Genomic DNA, 13561 nt, shown 5'->3' with positions numbered 1-13561 from the left:
ATTTAGTTAGGAGAGATCAAGTGGAATCATCAAACCCATACCGCATTACTCACTTAAATGGCAAGGAATATATAGAGTTTTCAACTGTAGGTAAATATAAATTAGAAGTAATAGTAGATAAATCTTCTTGGGAAAATTACCTACATAAATTTAGATGGACCATTACTTTTCCATCAAACAGGAAGTATGCCTCAGTAAAAACAAGTGTTAATAAACATTCAGTACGTCTCCATAGAATGATTATCGAAAACGAGTATTCTGAATTAGATTATTGGGGGAACACAGTCGATCATATCAATAACAACCCACTAGATAATAGATTAGAAAATCTTAGGATTTACAATTCTAAACTCAATTCTACTAATATTTTGAGCAAGAATATTGAACAGGATTTACATTTAATATTTCCTCAAAAAAGTATAGTTAACGGAGTAGAGAGAATCTATGGTTATAAGGTTCATAAAAACGTTTTCGATTTAACCATTTATAAGAATTTCGAAACTTTAGAGGCTGCTAAAAAATATCGTAACGAAGTTGTAATTCCCCTAGTAAATGAAAAAATAGAAGAAATGAAGAAAAAGACAAGGGATATTGAATTTGAGCGTGGTTTAAGAGATAAACTTAATAATAATGAGCTTGAAGAAGTGTTGGCAATTTTAAATAAATATAATATTCTCTATCATTCTTAAAGACTCCTGTTGACAAATCAAACTAAATTTCAGCAGAATGGCTGCTCGCTCCAGGAAATCGGCGCACAGTCGTTACCTACTGCCGCAAGACACGTAGGAAAACGTATCAAGCGACAATAAGTAGCGACCGCATAATTTCAGCGTCATGGTGACGTCCGAGGTTTCTTCGTATGCTCCCGTTGGTCGGCAGCTTTCACTGCATATACACTCGTTTAATTATCGTCCTAAACGTGCGGTGATCGTACTGCAATCCGCATGTGTATATTTACCGGCACCGTAATGCCCCGATAAACCTACCGCTCCTTTAATGGCAGAGCTCGCCCTTCATCGCTACCATAACGGGAAATGGCTGGATCAGCGATATATTCCGTAGTTTGCGGTGTGACGGACGGCACTGACCAGGTTAGATTAACGTCGAATTATTGGGCGACCTCGACGCTTCGCATAAAATAGGGTGCACTTAATAAGAGTTGCATCATCGAATTTTTTTCGATATAATGAACTCAATTAAACGCTATTGCTGCCAGGCAATTTTTAGCGTAGATATTTAGTTGTAAGAAGTCGTTCCGATTGCCGTCGGAGCGTCTTTTTCCTTTTTATAATCGCATTTCATTTAAAGGCGAATATTTACGCCCAATTTTCAAAATATCTCTCTGCTCTATTCCACGAAGGTATTTCGAAGTCATTGACACGTCGTAATGACCGAGTAAACGACTCAGGCTATACATATCGATACCATTCCGCAACTGTTTCTGTGCAAAATAATGCCTACAATCATGCGGCGAACATCGCACTTCCGGTCGTATATTTACTGGCTCACAACGATTCCTCAAAATTCGGTTAATCGATGCTCTATGCATCTTCCAGCCGGATTGGTCGAGGAAATAATAATCTTCGATCTCTTCAAAATGTGGCTTATCGAATTTTTTCGCCTTTGCCTTCTCATACTTCCTCATATATTTCCGCATGGTTTTACTAATATAAACAAGACGTTCCTTCGAACCTTTTCCACGGATAAGAATACTGTCTACTCGAATGTCCTCGTTTTTAATTCCGCATAGTTCGCTGACACGTATTCCAGTATCAAATAAAAACGCAATAATACACTTATCACGGATATTTGAATAAGTAGCCTCCGGAGTATACTGTAAAATCCGTCTAACTTCTTCATCATTAAAAGTCGTTATAATACGTTTATCCTCACGCAAGTCTTTAACACGGCGAGTTGGATCGTCTAGTTCATCGATAAACTCCTCGTCTATCAGATACTTAAAGAAAACTCGGATAGTCGATAAATTTCCGTTAATGGTTATTGCTTTTTCTCGACCTAATTCTTGGCAGTATCCGATATAGCTACGGATATGTGATGCCTTTACATCTTCGATATTTTCAATACCGAGAACAGACTTCATATACTCGCTCCAATTGCTTAACCTACGTTCACATAAATTGATATACTTAACGGCTCGACCTTCTAGCTTCTGCGTTAAATGAAAGTCGTCTGTCAATTCGCTAATTTTGCGCACAAAAAAACTCCTCCCTAAATAACGTTTTAATCGTTAAATAGAAAGGAGTAAAATTCGGATAATAGTCGCAGGTTTTACGACACCCTAAAACACGAAACGTGCTCAAGGCGTTGATATACCGGCTTTTCTACGATAATAGCACCGATTGAAATTCGGAGGCTATTCCCACTCAATAGTCGCAGGTGGCTTAGAAGTAACATCATACAGCACGCGGTTTACGTGTTTTACTTCGTTAACGATACGTACAGAGATTTTTTCTAGTACATCCCAAGGGATACGTGCCCAGTCGGATGTCATACCGTCGATTGATGTTACGGCACGGATACCGATTGCGTAGTCGTACGTACGGCCATCACCCATAACGCCTACTGAACGGATGTCCGGCAGTACGCAGAAGTATTGCCAGATGTCGCGGTCAAGGCCGGCTTTTTTGATTTCTTCACGAAGGATGTAATCCGCTTCGCGAACGATATCAAGCTTGTCCTCTGTTACCTCGCCAAGTACACGGATACCAAGGCCTGGACCCGGGAATGGCTGGCGCCAAACGATTTCTTCTGGAAGGCCAAGCTCTAGACCTAGAGCACGTACTTCGTCTTTGAATAATGTATTTAACGGCTCGATCAATTGGAATTTCATATCTTCTGGAAGACCGCCGACGTTATGGTGTGATTTGATTGTTTGCGCTGTTGCTGTACCAGACTCAATGATGTCTGTGTAAAGTGTTCCTTGTGCAAGGAAGTCCATGTCCTTCAGCTTGTTTGATTCCTCATCAAACACATAGATGAATTCGTTACCAATGATTTTACGTTTTTGCTCTGGGTCAGAAACGCCTTTTAATTTGTTCATGAAGCGTTCGCGTGCATCAATTTTGATGACCTTCATATCGAAGTCCTCAGTGAACGTCTTCATGACTTGTTCTACTTCACCTTTACGGTTTAAGTTGTGGTCTACGAACATACAAGTCAGCTGGTCACCGATTGCTTTATGGATTAAGACAGCTACTACAGAAGAGTCTACACCGCCTGATAATGCACATAGCACTTGCTTGTCGCCTACTAGCTCACGGATTTTTGCCATTTCAAGCTCGATGAAGTTCGCCATCGACCAGTCGCCCTTCGCACCACATACATCGAATACGAAGTTTTTCAGTAAGTCATTTCCGTATACAGAGTGACGTACTTCCGGATGGAATTGTACAGCATAAAAGTTACGTGCCGGATTTGCCATCGCTGCAATCTCGCAAGATGCACTTGTTGCGATAACTTCAAAGCCTTCCGGTACTTCTGTTACATGGTCACCGTGGCTCATCCATACAACCTGGCTCGCTGGCAGGCTGCCGAATAATTTGTTTTCTGTAGTGACTGTTAGTTCCGCTTTTCCGTATTCACGTGTAGCAGCGCTTTCTACCTTACCGCCGTTTTTGAAGGCCATTAGCTGCATGCCGTAGCAAATACCTAAAATCGGTAAGCCAAGCTCAAAAATTGCTGGATCTACACCAAAAGCATTTTCATCGTACACAGAGTTTGGTCCGCCTGAGAAGACGATTCCTACTGCGTTCATTTCTTTGATTTCCTCTGCTGTCACTGTATGTGGGTGAAGCTCTGAGAATACACCGAACTCACGGATACGACGAGTGATCAGCTGGTTAAACTGACTGCCGAAATCAAGAACGACCACTTTTTCTTGCTCTTTTAATAAAGGAGTTGACACTATTTCCACCTCTTCTAGTATGATAAAGGCGCCCTATATTTATAAAAAAACGCGAAGAAAAGAATTCTACGCGTTCATCTACATCTATCTACGGATAGGCAGGGTACACCCATAAGGATATACGCCGGCCTACCGTCATAGATAAGTTATTTAAGGTAACTTAGTAGAGACATCCGAACCGTATTATCGGACTTATATGAAGGCACACCTATTAATGATTTTTCTAAATTTTACTCTTTAATATACGTAAAATCAACCGGTAGTGCGATTGATTAAATATTCCCAACTTTCTTTAATTTCATCAAATGAATGATTATTTGTATTTTTGCTATAAATCGCCTTCTCATACACGGTTGTCACCTTCGACATATCGTCCGTTCCGAAGCGCTCATCTACACGTCCAGCAAATGCCTGCAATGTCTCATCAGGCTTACGTTTCAGCCCGACAAATGTCAGCTGCCTCATCAGCACTTTATAAGAAGACTGAATCGTCGACGCACTAACAGGTTTACGGCGCTGTGCCTGAATATACACTTTCGGCATCCATTTGCGTCTTGTTTTCAAACCAACTCCTATCACAAGAAGGATGAGGAAGAAAATAATGCCCCATACCCAGCTGCTTCCCTCATTAGATGAGTGTTTCTTTTTAGATGCCTGCTTCTCCTTTTCTTCCTGTTCCTTTACTTCCCTTTCTATTTCTTGGCGGTCCTGCTCCTGCTGCTGAAGCATCTCCTGAGGGGCAGATTGGTTCAGCTCCATATCGAAGTTAATATCCGACTGGTTTACAAAGCCGATTGTCGGTTCAAACGGCATCCAGCCAATTCCATCAATATAAGCTTCAACCCATGAATGGGCATCATTGTTTTCTATTTCAAATACACGAAGCCCTTTCTCTGTTTTATCGACCTCTGTACCATTTGCATATCCCTTTACCCAGCGTGCCGGAATACCAACTGAACGGAGCATCACTACCATCGAAGTGGAGAAGTTATCGCAGTAGCCTCGCTTTGTTTCGAAAAGGAATTGATCAACATAATCTTGATTCTCCACAGGAACTTCTACATTCTTCGTCTCATATGTAAAGCCGCCCCGCTTGAAGTATTGCTCAATTGCCTTTGCTCTATCATAGTCCGTTTTGCGCCCTTCTACCGTATCGGCTGCCAATGTTCTGACACGTTCCGGCAATTCATCTGGCAGCTGTAAATACCGCTCATCTATATACATCAGCTCGGAATCCGTTACCGGTGTCTTCAACTGTGTATAGCTGTATTCCGGTGTGCTGTAGACGACTTCGTATTGATCAAGCGGGCGCTCACTGCCATCCGCTCCCTTTGTATTAAAGCGCTCCGTTGCCCTTTCCTGGAAGAGCATAGCATCAGGAGCATCGAATAATACCGACATCATTCCATACGCCTGCAAAACATAGGATCGGTCTATTTTTGGATAGATAAATGCCGAAACTGCTTCTTTTTTCTCGTTTGGCCAAATAGAGATAAATGCCTCATTTTGGGCAACCTCATATTCATCATTATCATTGCCTGTTGATTCCCACCCCTTTGTTGTGTAGAAATCCTTCGTTTCAATACGCCAGTATTGCTTGTCCGGGGAATGTACCGTAAAGACAACTGTATCATCAGCTTCAAATGAGCCTCCCAAACGGCTGTCATCTTCGCCGATTCCAACTTTGGACATCGAATTTTGGCCGCCATTTCCGGATAAATTTTTAATATAGGGCACCGGATCCGGCCACTGGGGTGCTGCCTTAGGTAATAACACGGCCATAAACCCAACTGCCGCGATAGTTACTATCACCGGCAGAAAATAACGCATATATTTTGAAAAGACAAATGTTGTGCCGGTTTCTGCCATAAGGCGCTTCATATAAAGAAGGGCTGTCATCACAAGTCCGAGCAATATAACCTTCACAATAGCTGCTTTTCCATCATATGTCGTAAACGTGTCTAACGTAGAAATAAAGAATACAGTCAACGCAAAGAAATAGAAAATTGTCTTTCTCACCGTCAACCAATGATGGATTAAATAGATCAGCATCCAGATGAGGATAAAGAAAAGAAGCGAACGGAACGGGTTCGTCACATTTTCCCAATCCCCGGCAAGTAATAATGAAATATTTGCGCGGATATCGGCGAGTAAAAATTGAATGCCCGCACCACTAAATACCGTTCCCTCTGTATATACAGAGACAATAAACCAGGCAATATAGGCAACCTTTATTATCCACGAGATAAAGAACGGAGCTTCAAAAATATTTAATAAAAATGCAATAGCGATAAACAGCAAAAGCAGCGCCAGGTGGCCTGTCGATGTTAATTCCACCACCGGCACCAGCCATTCGCGCAAGATGAAAAACAAAATAATATAGTAAAAGGTCATCTCTATATAATGCATTGACTTTTTTTTCACGGTTTATTCACCTCCGTGAAGGCTTGGCTGAACATTTCCTTCGTAATATAAATGACCTTGCTATTTGAAAATCTGACAGATGCCCCTTTATAGCTGGCATATTGTTCTTTTGCTACAACGACAAAGCATATTACAGCCCGCGCGTATTTGAAACCATTCATCAAAAATGCCTTGAGATCATTTGTCAACGATCCTGTGACCAAAATCAAGATGGCGCTGTTCAATTCTCTTTCGGTGCGTAAAAGCTGCTCCAGCGGCAATCCCGTATCACACCTGACGATAGCTAAATACTGCATAATTTGCTCCAGCTGTACCTCCGTTCGGATAGCCGGGTAAAATACACGGCTTTCACCTCCGGATAAAAAGGCAACATCTCCATTTCTTGCTACGATAGAGTGCAGCATGGACGCTGTCAGTTCCACTACTTCTTCAAATTGATCGGAGGCCGTTCGGTCAATGCAAACGAAGAGCTTTTGAGATTGGCGATCCTCAAATTCCTTAGTCCGCAGTTCTCCATTTTTCGCAAATGATTTCCAGTGAATCCATGAAAAGCGGTCGCCTGCCTGGTAATCACGTACACCAGTCACAAGTGTTGTATCTTTAGCAATTGCATATCTTGCAGCTAAAGCCCCCTGATCATAGTGCACCTGTAAAGAGGTGTAATTCATCTCCACTGTATGCGGGTAGACAAGAAAGGTATTACGCTGTTCAATCACCCGTCTTTTTCTTACCCAGCCGAAGAAGTCCGTCACCGTCACCTCAAGTGCCGATAAAGTATGCTCCCCGCGATGCAAGTTTTCCAGTTCATATGTCCATTCAAAAGAGCGGCGCCATCCGGCAAAAAAAAGTTGTCCCGAACGCCCCTCGGCAATACGGTAAACACGCTCGTCCAGATCTAATTCGCGTACAAGCAAAAAGACCGCAGGCAGCAGAGTGTGATTACGGAAGCGAACTGTCACCTTTGCTTTACCGCCGCGCTGAAGCTTGGAAGGAACAATTTCTCTTTCCACCTTGCTAATACGGACCGGAACCATAGCAAGCAGTAAGGAATACAGCAGGAATGGCAAAAGGGTAAAGAAAATAAACCAGCTCACAAAGCCTCCTTGAAACATGGCAAAGCAAAAAGTTAATGCAAGCAGACCTACTACCATTAAAAAACGCGCCCCACGCTTCATCCCTATTATTACTTTCCTTGCATTCATGAATCCGTAAACCTTCTGACAGGGACGTATGTCTGCTCGATAATCTGGCTGATGATCTGTTCAGGGGTAACCCCTTCATAACGCGTATCAGGCGTTAAAATCAACCGATGGCCAAATACAAACGGCGCTAAGTATTTGATATCATCCGGTTTTACAAAATCCCTTCCTTGTATAAAAGCATAGGCCTGTGATGCCTTCATTAGAGCGACAGAAGCACGAGGACTGACTCCCAAATAAACACGCGGGTTCTCACGGGTAGCTCTTGCAATATCGACAATATAACCTTTCACGCTATCTTCTATATAGACCTGCTGAACAGCCCGCTGCAGCGCCAGCAGCTCCTCCACGGTCATGACAGCTTTAATTTCCTCAATCGGCTGCTTATTCTCCGCCCGCCGTAGCACTTCAATTTCCTGCTGAACAGACGGGTATCCCATTCTAATCTTTAATAAAAAGCGATCCAGCTGTGCCTCAGGCAATGGATATGTACCTTCATATTCGATTGGATTTTGTGTTGCCATTACAAAGAAGGGCTTCGGAATAGAAAGTGTTTCCCCGTCCACTGTAATGGATGCTTCTTCCATGGCCTCTAAAAGAGCAGCCTGCGTTTTCGGGGATGTCCGATTAATTTCATCAGCAAGAATAATATTTCCTACAATCGGACCTGGCCGAAACTCAAACTGCAAAGTTTTCGGATTGTAAATTGATACTCCCACTACATCTGACGGCAATAAATCCGGCGTGAATTGAATTCGTTTAAAATTCGCCCCAACCGATTTTGCAAGCGAGCGCACCATCATCGTTTTCCCTACTCCTGGTACGTCTTCCAGTAGGACATGCCCACCTGTCAGTAAAGCGACAATGCTCAGTTCCGCAACTTCACGCTTGCCAATCATGACTTTTTCTATATTTTTTAGTACAGCCTGAATATGTTCCTGCATATATAGCCTCCTTGAATTTCAAACGGCAATTGATTGAATTTTCTTGATTAATACAAGCATATCGAAAAGGCGGAGTGAATACAACTTATACAATATTTACTAATAAAAATGACGAGTTAATAAAGCTTTTCGGCTATTTCTTGACGTTGAAGGCGAGCAAACATCCGGCCCAACCAGCAGCTTTTAACGGTTGTCCAACATGAAAAAGCCACCTGAACATATTTTCTGTTCAAGTGACTAGATAGAGGTACGATATGTATCATGCCGGCGTTTCATTTTACTTATGTGATTAACATGTCTGGATTGTCTTATTAAATGATTCCTTGTAGCGGTAATTGTATCAGCCTCAAATTGAATGCCCTTAATTAAAATATGCTGGCGTTTGTTTACAAGTATCTGCTTTGAGACAGGCTGCTTTTTCTTCTTCCCTTGTTTTTGCTGTTGCTGCCGCTGAAAGTCATCAAGCGAATGTCCGCTATTCATCAGGGTAAACGAGCTGTCTGCTTCTAGGTGCCGCTTTGCCTTCCCATGCGGATTTGCTGTTACGGTGCCTACACGTGTTGTCCTCATGCTTACACCTCCTGGATTATTATATACGAACCTTTTATAGATTAAATATCTACCCCTTCTCCTTATAGAAAGCCGTACTGCAACAATGCAGTACGGCTGGGGAAGCAGTCCCTTAGCAGACGATAAAAGGAATCGCTTTTACTCATTTCCAAAAGTCATCAAAAATCGTGATCGGCATATGACGTTTATGCTGGGAGCGCAGATAATGCCCCTCTAGTATATTTCGTGCTTCTTCAGGAATTTCTTTGCCTTCCAAATAATCATCAATTTGGCTGTATGTTAAGCCAAGCGCTACTTCATCCGGCAAGGACGGACGATCCTCTTCCAAGTCCGCTGTCGGTACCTTTAAATATAAATGCTCCGGACAGTTTAAGTGAGCTAGCATCTGCCTGCCTTGGCGTTTGTTTAAACGGAAAATCGGCATCAGATCAGCACCGCCATCACCAAACTTTGTGAAAAATCCAGTGATAGCTTCAGCCGCATGGTCCGTACCAAGGACAACAGCGTTATGCATCGCCGCTACAGAATATTGGACTTTCATACGTTCACGCGCTTTTTCATTCCCTTTGGCAAAATCGCTAAGAACAATGCCCGCTTCTTCCAATGCACTTCTGCTGGCATCTACCGCCCCTTTGATATTCACTGTATAAATCTTATCTGGCTGAATGTAATCCAGCGCATCCTGACAGTCCTGTTCATCCGCCTGTACACCATATGGGAGACGTACAGCCATGAATGCATATTTCTTTTCCCCTGCCTCATCATTCAGCTCATTAACCGCCATTTGGGCTAGCTTTCCGACAAGTGTAGAATCCTGCCCACCACTGATACCGAGCACAAAGCCTTTAATAAAGCTATACTTTTTAGCATATTCCTTCATAAAATCAATAGACTTTCGGATTTCCTCTTCTACATTAATTTCAGGCAATACGTGCAGCTCTTTAATAATTTGCTTTTGTAAATCTGACATAACGAAGTCCTCCTTACCGATTTTCGATCGCTTGTACCATTTCACGCACTTCTTGAATATTGCGCATTTTGTTGTCCCAACATTTTTGGCTCAAGTCAACAGGGTACTCTTCCGGATTCATTGCACGCTTATACTCATCCCACAGCAGATTTAAGTTTTCATGTGCATATTGGCGCATCTCCATTAAAGATGGGTTTTCATAAACAATCTGCCCATCCTTGATAACTTCTATATGAAGATTCTTTGCTTCAAAGTTTGTTACGAACTTTGACACGAATGTATGCACAGGATGGAACATTTTCAAATGCTCTTCTTCCTGAGGATTTTCATCCGCCATTGCAATGTAGTCACCTTCTGATTTGCCATTTGTTTTATTAATAATGCGATACACATGTTTTAATCCGGGAGTCGTCACTTTTTCAGCATTTGCTGAAATTTTGATCGTATCCTCCATTACCCCGTTTTCGTCCTCAATAGCCACCATTTTGTAAACCGCCCCTAATGCAGGCTGATCATAGGCTGTAATAAGCTTCGTACCGATCCCCCACATGTCGACCCGCGCTCCCTGAGCCTTTAAGTTTAAAATAGTATATTCATCAAGATCATTCGAAACAATTATCTTTGCGTCCGGGAAGCCGGCTTCATCCAGCATTTTGCGTGCTTCCTTGGATAAGAAGGCAATATCCCCGCTGTCCAGGCGAATTCCAATAAAATTGATTTTATCCCCCAGCTCTTTTGCCACCTGTATAGCTGTCGGCACGCCTGACTTTAATGTATTGTACGTATCTACTAAAAACACGCAATCCCGGTGACGTTTCGCATAGGAATGGAATGCCTCATAATCACTTTTATAGGCCTGCACAAGCGCATGAGCATGTGTGCCTGATACAGGGATGCCAAACATTTTCCCAGCACGAACATTTGAAGTGGATTCGAAACCGCCGATTACAGCTGCACGCGCTCCCCAAAGTGCCGCATCCATCTCCTGTGCCCGGCGCGTACCGAACTCCATAGCCACTTCATCTTTTACGACCTGTTTAATACGACTCGCTTTTGTAGCAATCAGCGTTTGGAAATTTACAATATTCAGCAGTGCTGTTTCCACCAATTGAGCTTCTACAAGCGGTGCCTCAATACGCACGATCGGCTCATTGGCAAATACCAATTCTCCTTCTGCCATTGAATACACAGAGCCTGTAAAACGAACATCTTTTAAATAGGATAGGAAATCCTCCTTATATCCAAGCTCATCCTGTAAATAGGCTAAATCGGATTCTGTAAATTGGAAATTTTTTAAGTAATTCAGCATGCGCTCAAGCCCTGCAAATATTGCATAGCCATTTCCAAATGGCAGCTTGCGGAAGTACAGCTCAAATATAGCTTTCCGATTATGGATACCATCCGCCCAATAGCTTTCCGCCATATTAATTTGGTAAAGATCTGTGTGGAGTGTTAAGCTATCATCTTCAAATTTTGCTCTCATCAAAAGTCCCTTCTTCCGAAACATAATTAGTCATAGTATACACTATTTAGTCGGTGACAAGGCATGCTTCGCGCTCAGCTATTTTAAATTGTAAGCTTTTATTACATGAATTCTCCCTTCCCTCCTTTTATTTTAAAAGAGAGTCTGCTTCATTCTCGCCTCTTTATAACTTCCATAAAATCAACTTTTCTTTTTTTAAAACAACTTTCACCTACTACTTATAGAAATGAAGGATTATGATCATTTTCAAAATAAGCATTTATTAATGTTAGGTTTTATTACATTATAAAATAATCAAATAAAAAAAGCCATTTATATTGTCAAAAAAAGTAACATACCAAATTATTAGTTATGAAGAAAATAGAAGCATTCATCTTTACGAAAGGAAGCTCATTCATCTCTTTGATTTTCAAATGCAGAGACAGTCCCGTCTTACGCTTTGCCTTCACTTTTTTTACGTTATAATTGAAATTATATATTGATAAAGCGGCCGAACAGGCTGAAAAAACTTAAGGAGAATAGATAGTGAACCTTGAACCTGCAATCGCCATACATGATCTTTGCTTTACTGCAAAAGACCGTACTATTTTGCACAATCTCAATGGAGTTTTTTATAAAGGAAAAATAACTACTCTTGTTGGTCCTTCCGGTGCTGGAAAAACCACGCTGCTTAAAATATGCAACGGGCTGCTCGCTCCTTCAAGCGGTGATATTCTGATTGATCGACAACCAATAGAAGAATACGAGCCGACAAGCTTACGGCGAAAAGTCGGTATCGCTTTGCAGAGTGCTCCTATTCTTCGTTGTTCTGTACACGAGAACCTAGCGTTACCGCGTACGCTGCAGGGTAAGCAGCTTACAGAGGAAGAGGCAGCAGCCGTCTTGGAGAACGTGCAGCTGGATAGCTCTTTTTTACATCGCGAAGCAGAAGAACTATCCGGCGGACAAAAACAGAGGCTATCTATCGCCCGCACACTGATTAACCAATCGGATATTTTATTGCTGGATGAAATTACTTCAGCCCTCGATCCTTCATCAGCAAAGGAAATAGAAGAGCTTATTTTAAAAATCAATCGAAAATACGGTGTGACAATTATTTGGATTACCCACAACTTGCAGCAGGCACGAAGGGTAAGCGATTTTACATGGATTCTACAAAATGGCAAGCTTCTTGCATCGGGTAATGCATCCATTTTAGAAAACTCCGAAATTCCAGCTGTCCAGCAGTTCTTGAATGGAGGTGCCCAATGACATACGGCACACTTTCTCTTACATTAATTTTTATTTTTATTCCGTTTCTTCTATCTAAGTCATTAAAACTCAGTCTTGAAAAAGATATTACGATTGCGACGGTTCGTTCTGTTATACAGCTTTTAGCTATTGGATATGTTCTTCATTTCATTTTCGGAACGGATAACTACGTCTATATCCTGCTGATGATTTTACTAATGATTACTGTAGCTACATTGAATGCGCGCAAAAAAGGGGTCGGCATTCCCGGTATAACATGGAAAATTGCTATTACATTGCTTACCGTTGAGCTTGTCACACAAGGAGTGCTGCTTGGGCTCGGGATCGTCCCTGCAACTGCCCAGTATATTATCCCCATCAGCGGAATGATGATCGGAAATGCCATGGTGCTCTCCGTATTATTCTTAAACCGATTCCGCGCCGAGCTGGAAGCGAACGAAAATGAAATCGAGCTGATCCTCTCTTTAGGGGGGACACCGAAACAGGCTGTTCACCGGCATTTAATGAGCGCTATTAAAGCAAGTATGATCCCCACAATCGAGGCTCAAAAGACAATCGGACTTGTGCAGCTTCCCGGTATGATGAGCGGCCAGATTATCGGCGGCGCTGATCCTATTCAAGCTGTTCAATTTCAAATCCTTATTATTTTCGCGCTGCTTACATGCGCTACCTTAGCCAGCGTTATTCTAGGATTCCTTGTCTACCCGACACTGTTTAACGAACGGATGCAGCGCATTGCTGTTTTGAGAAAATGATAGAGGCTGAAAAGGAAGAGAAAACCTCCTTATGTTATAA

11 protein-coding genes and 1 riboswitch are annotated in these 13561 nt (G+C 42.1%); of the genes, 3 read left to right on the top strand and 8 right to left on the bottom strand.

The features are described 5' to 3' along the window. Positions 1–20: 20 nt before the first annotated feature. Entirely contained in the window at positions 21–689 is a 669-nt protein-coding gene (locus tag BOD01S_RS20775; RefSeq protein ID WP_036151359.1) for an HNH endonuclease, read from the top strand. 596 nt (positions 690–1285) lie between these two features. On the opposite strand, the gene BOD01S_RS20770 is transcribed toward BOD01S_RS20775, so the two are convergent. The 8 genes from BOD01S_RS20770 to BOD01S_RS20735 form a co-directional block, all read right to left on the bottom strand. Then, positions 1286–2215, bottom strand: coding sequence for a tyrosine-type recombinase/integrase (locus BOD01S_RS20770; RefSeq protein WP_036151357.1), 930 nt, complete (start codon positions 2213–2215; stop codon positions 1286–1288). A 159-nt stretch (positions 2216–2374) separates the two neighbouring features. Then, the gene (guaA, locus tag BOD01S_RS20765; RefSeq protein ID WP_036151450.1) at positions 2375–3928 is read right to left on the bottom strand and encodes a glutamine-hydrolyzing GMP synthase; all 1554 of its coding nucleotides are present in this window, start codon (positions 3926–3928) and stop codon (positions 2375–2377) included. 115 nt (positions 3929–4043) lie between these two features. Then, a riboswitch (purine riboswitch) is annotated at positions 4044–4145 on the bottom strand. 32 nt (positions 4146–4177) lie between these two features. Continuing rightward, positions 4178–6349: a transglutaminase TgpA family protein gene (locus tag BOD01S_RS20760; RefSeq protein ID WP_036151354.1), complete on the bottom strand. Its 2172-nt coding sequence runs from the start codon at positions 6347–6349 to the stop codon at positions 4178–4180. Continuing rightward, a complete protein-coding gene (locus BOD01S_RS20755) occupies positions 6346–7551 on the bottom strand; it encodes a DUF58 domain-containing protein (RefSeq protein ID WP_052124709.1) in 1206 nt (401 codons plus the stop codon). The genes BOD01S_RS20760 and BOD01S_RS20755 overlap by 4 nt, the downstream gene beginning before the upstream one ends. Continuing rightward, entirely contained in the window at positions 7548–8492 is a 945-nt protein-coding gene (locus BOD01S_RS20750) for an AAA family ATPase (RefSeq protein ID WP_036151351.1), read from the bottom strand. Before BOD01S_RS20750 ends, BOD01S_RS20755 begins: the two co-directional genes overlap by 4 nt. 237 nt (positions 8493–8729) lie before the next feature. Next, a complete protein-coding gene (locus tag BOD01S_RS20745; RefSeq protein WP_036151349.1) occupies positions 8730–9062 on the bottom strand; it encodes a hypothetical protein in 333 nt (110 codons plus the stop codon). Between the two features lie 142 nt (positions 9063–9204). Then, positions 9205–10032, bottom strand: a complete 828-nt coding sequence (gene nadE / locus BOD01S_RS20740) for an ammonia-dependent NAD(+) synthetase (RefSeq protein ID WP_036151346.1) — start codon at positions 10030–10032, stop codon at positions 9205–9207. A gap of 13 nt (positions 10033–10045) precedes the next feature. Further along, on the bottom strand, positions 10046–11515 hold the full coding sequence (locus BOD01S_RS20735; RefSeq protein WP_036151343.1) for a nicotinate phosphoribosyltransferase: 1470 nt from the start codon (positions 11513–11515) through the stop codon (positions 10046–10048). Positions 11516–12037: 522 nt separating this feature from the next. Between BOD01S_RS20735 and BOD01S_RS20730 the strand changes: the two genes are divergently transcribed. Both BOD01S_RS20730 and BOD01S_RS20725 read left to right on the top strand, forming a co-directional pair. Further along, on the top strand, positions 12038–12766 hold the full coding sequence (locus BOD01S_RS20730) for an ABC transporter ATP-binding protein (protein WP_407656010.1): 729 nt from the start codon (positions 12038–12040) through the stop codon (positions 12764–12766). Then, a complete protein-coding gene (locus BOD01S_RS20725; RefSeq protein WP_036151339.1) occupies positions 12763–13521 on the top strand; it encodes an ABC transporter permease in 759 nt (252 codons plus the stop codon). The genes BOD01S_RS20730 and BOD01S_RS20725 overlap by 4 nt, the downstream gene beginning before the upstream one ends. Positions 13522–13561: the final 40 nt, after the last annotated feature.

Origin of the sequence: Lysinibacillus odysseyi 34hs-1 = NBRC 100172 (genome assembly GCF_001591965.1) — a bacterium.
Lineage (GTDB): Bacteria > Bacillota > Bacilli > Bacillales_A > Planococcaceae > Lysinibacillus_B > Lysinibacillus_B odysseyi.
Note: the sequence above shows the minus strand (reverse complement) of the source record. Positions and strands in the feature narration are given on the sequence as shown.

What these genes read in the sequence shown, in the direction of transcription:
- BOD01S_RS20755 (WP_052124709.1), bottom strand. Translation starts at nt 7,551, where the DNA reads ATGAATGCAAGGAAAGTAATAATAGGGATGAAGCGTGGGGCGCGTTTT.
- BOD01S_RS20750 (WP_036151351.1), bottom strand. Translation starts at nt 8,492, where the DNA reads ATGCAGGAACATATTCAGGCTGTACTAAAAAATATAGAAAAAGTCATG.
- BOD01S_RS20745 (WP_036151349.1), bottom strand. Translation starts at nt 9,062, where the DNA reads ATGAGGACAACACGTGTAGGCACCGTAACAGCAAATCCGCATGGGAAG.
- nadE (WP_036151346.1), bottom strand. Translation starts at nt 10,032, where the DNA reads ATGTCAGATTTACAAAAGCAAATTATTAAAGAGCTGCACGTATTGCCT.
- BOD01S_RS20735 (WP_036151343.1), bottom strand. Translation starts at nt 11,515, where the DNA reads ATGAGAGCAAAATTTGAAGATGATAGCTTAACACTCCACACAGATCTT.
- BOD01S_RS20725 (WP_036151339.1), top strand. Translation starts at nt 12,763, where the DNA reads ATGACATACGGCACACTTTCTCTTACATTAATTTTTATTTTTATTCCG.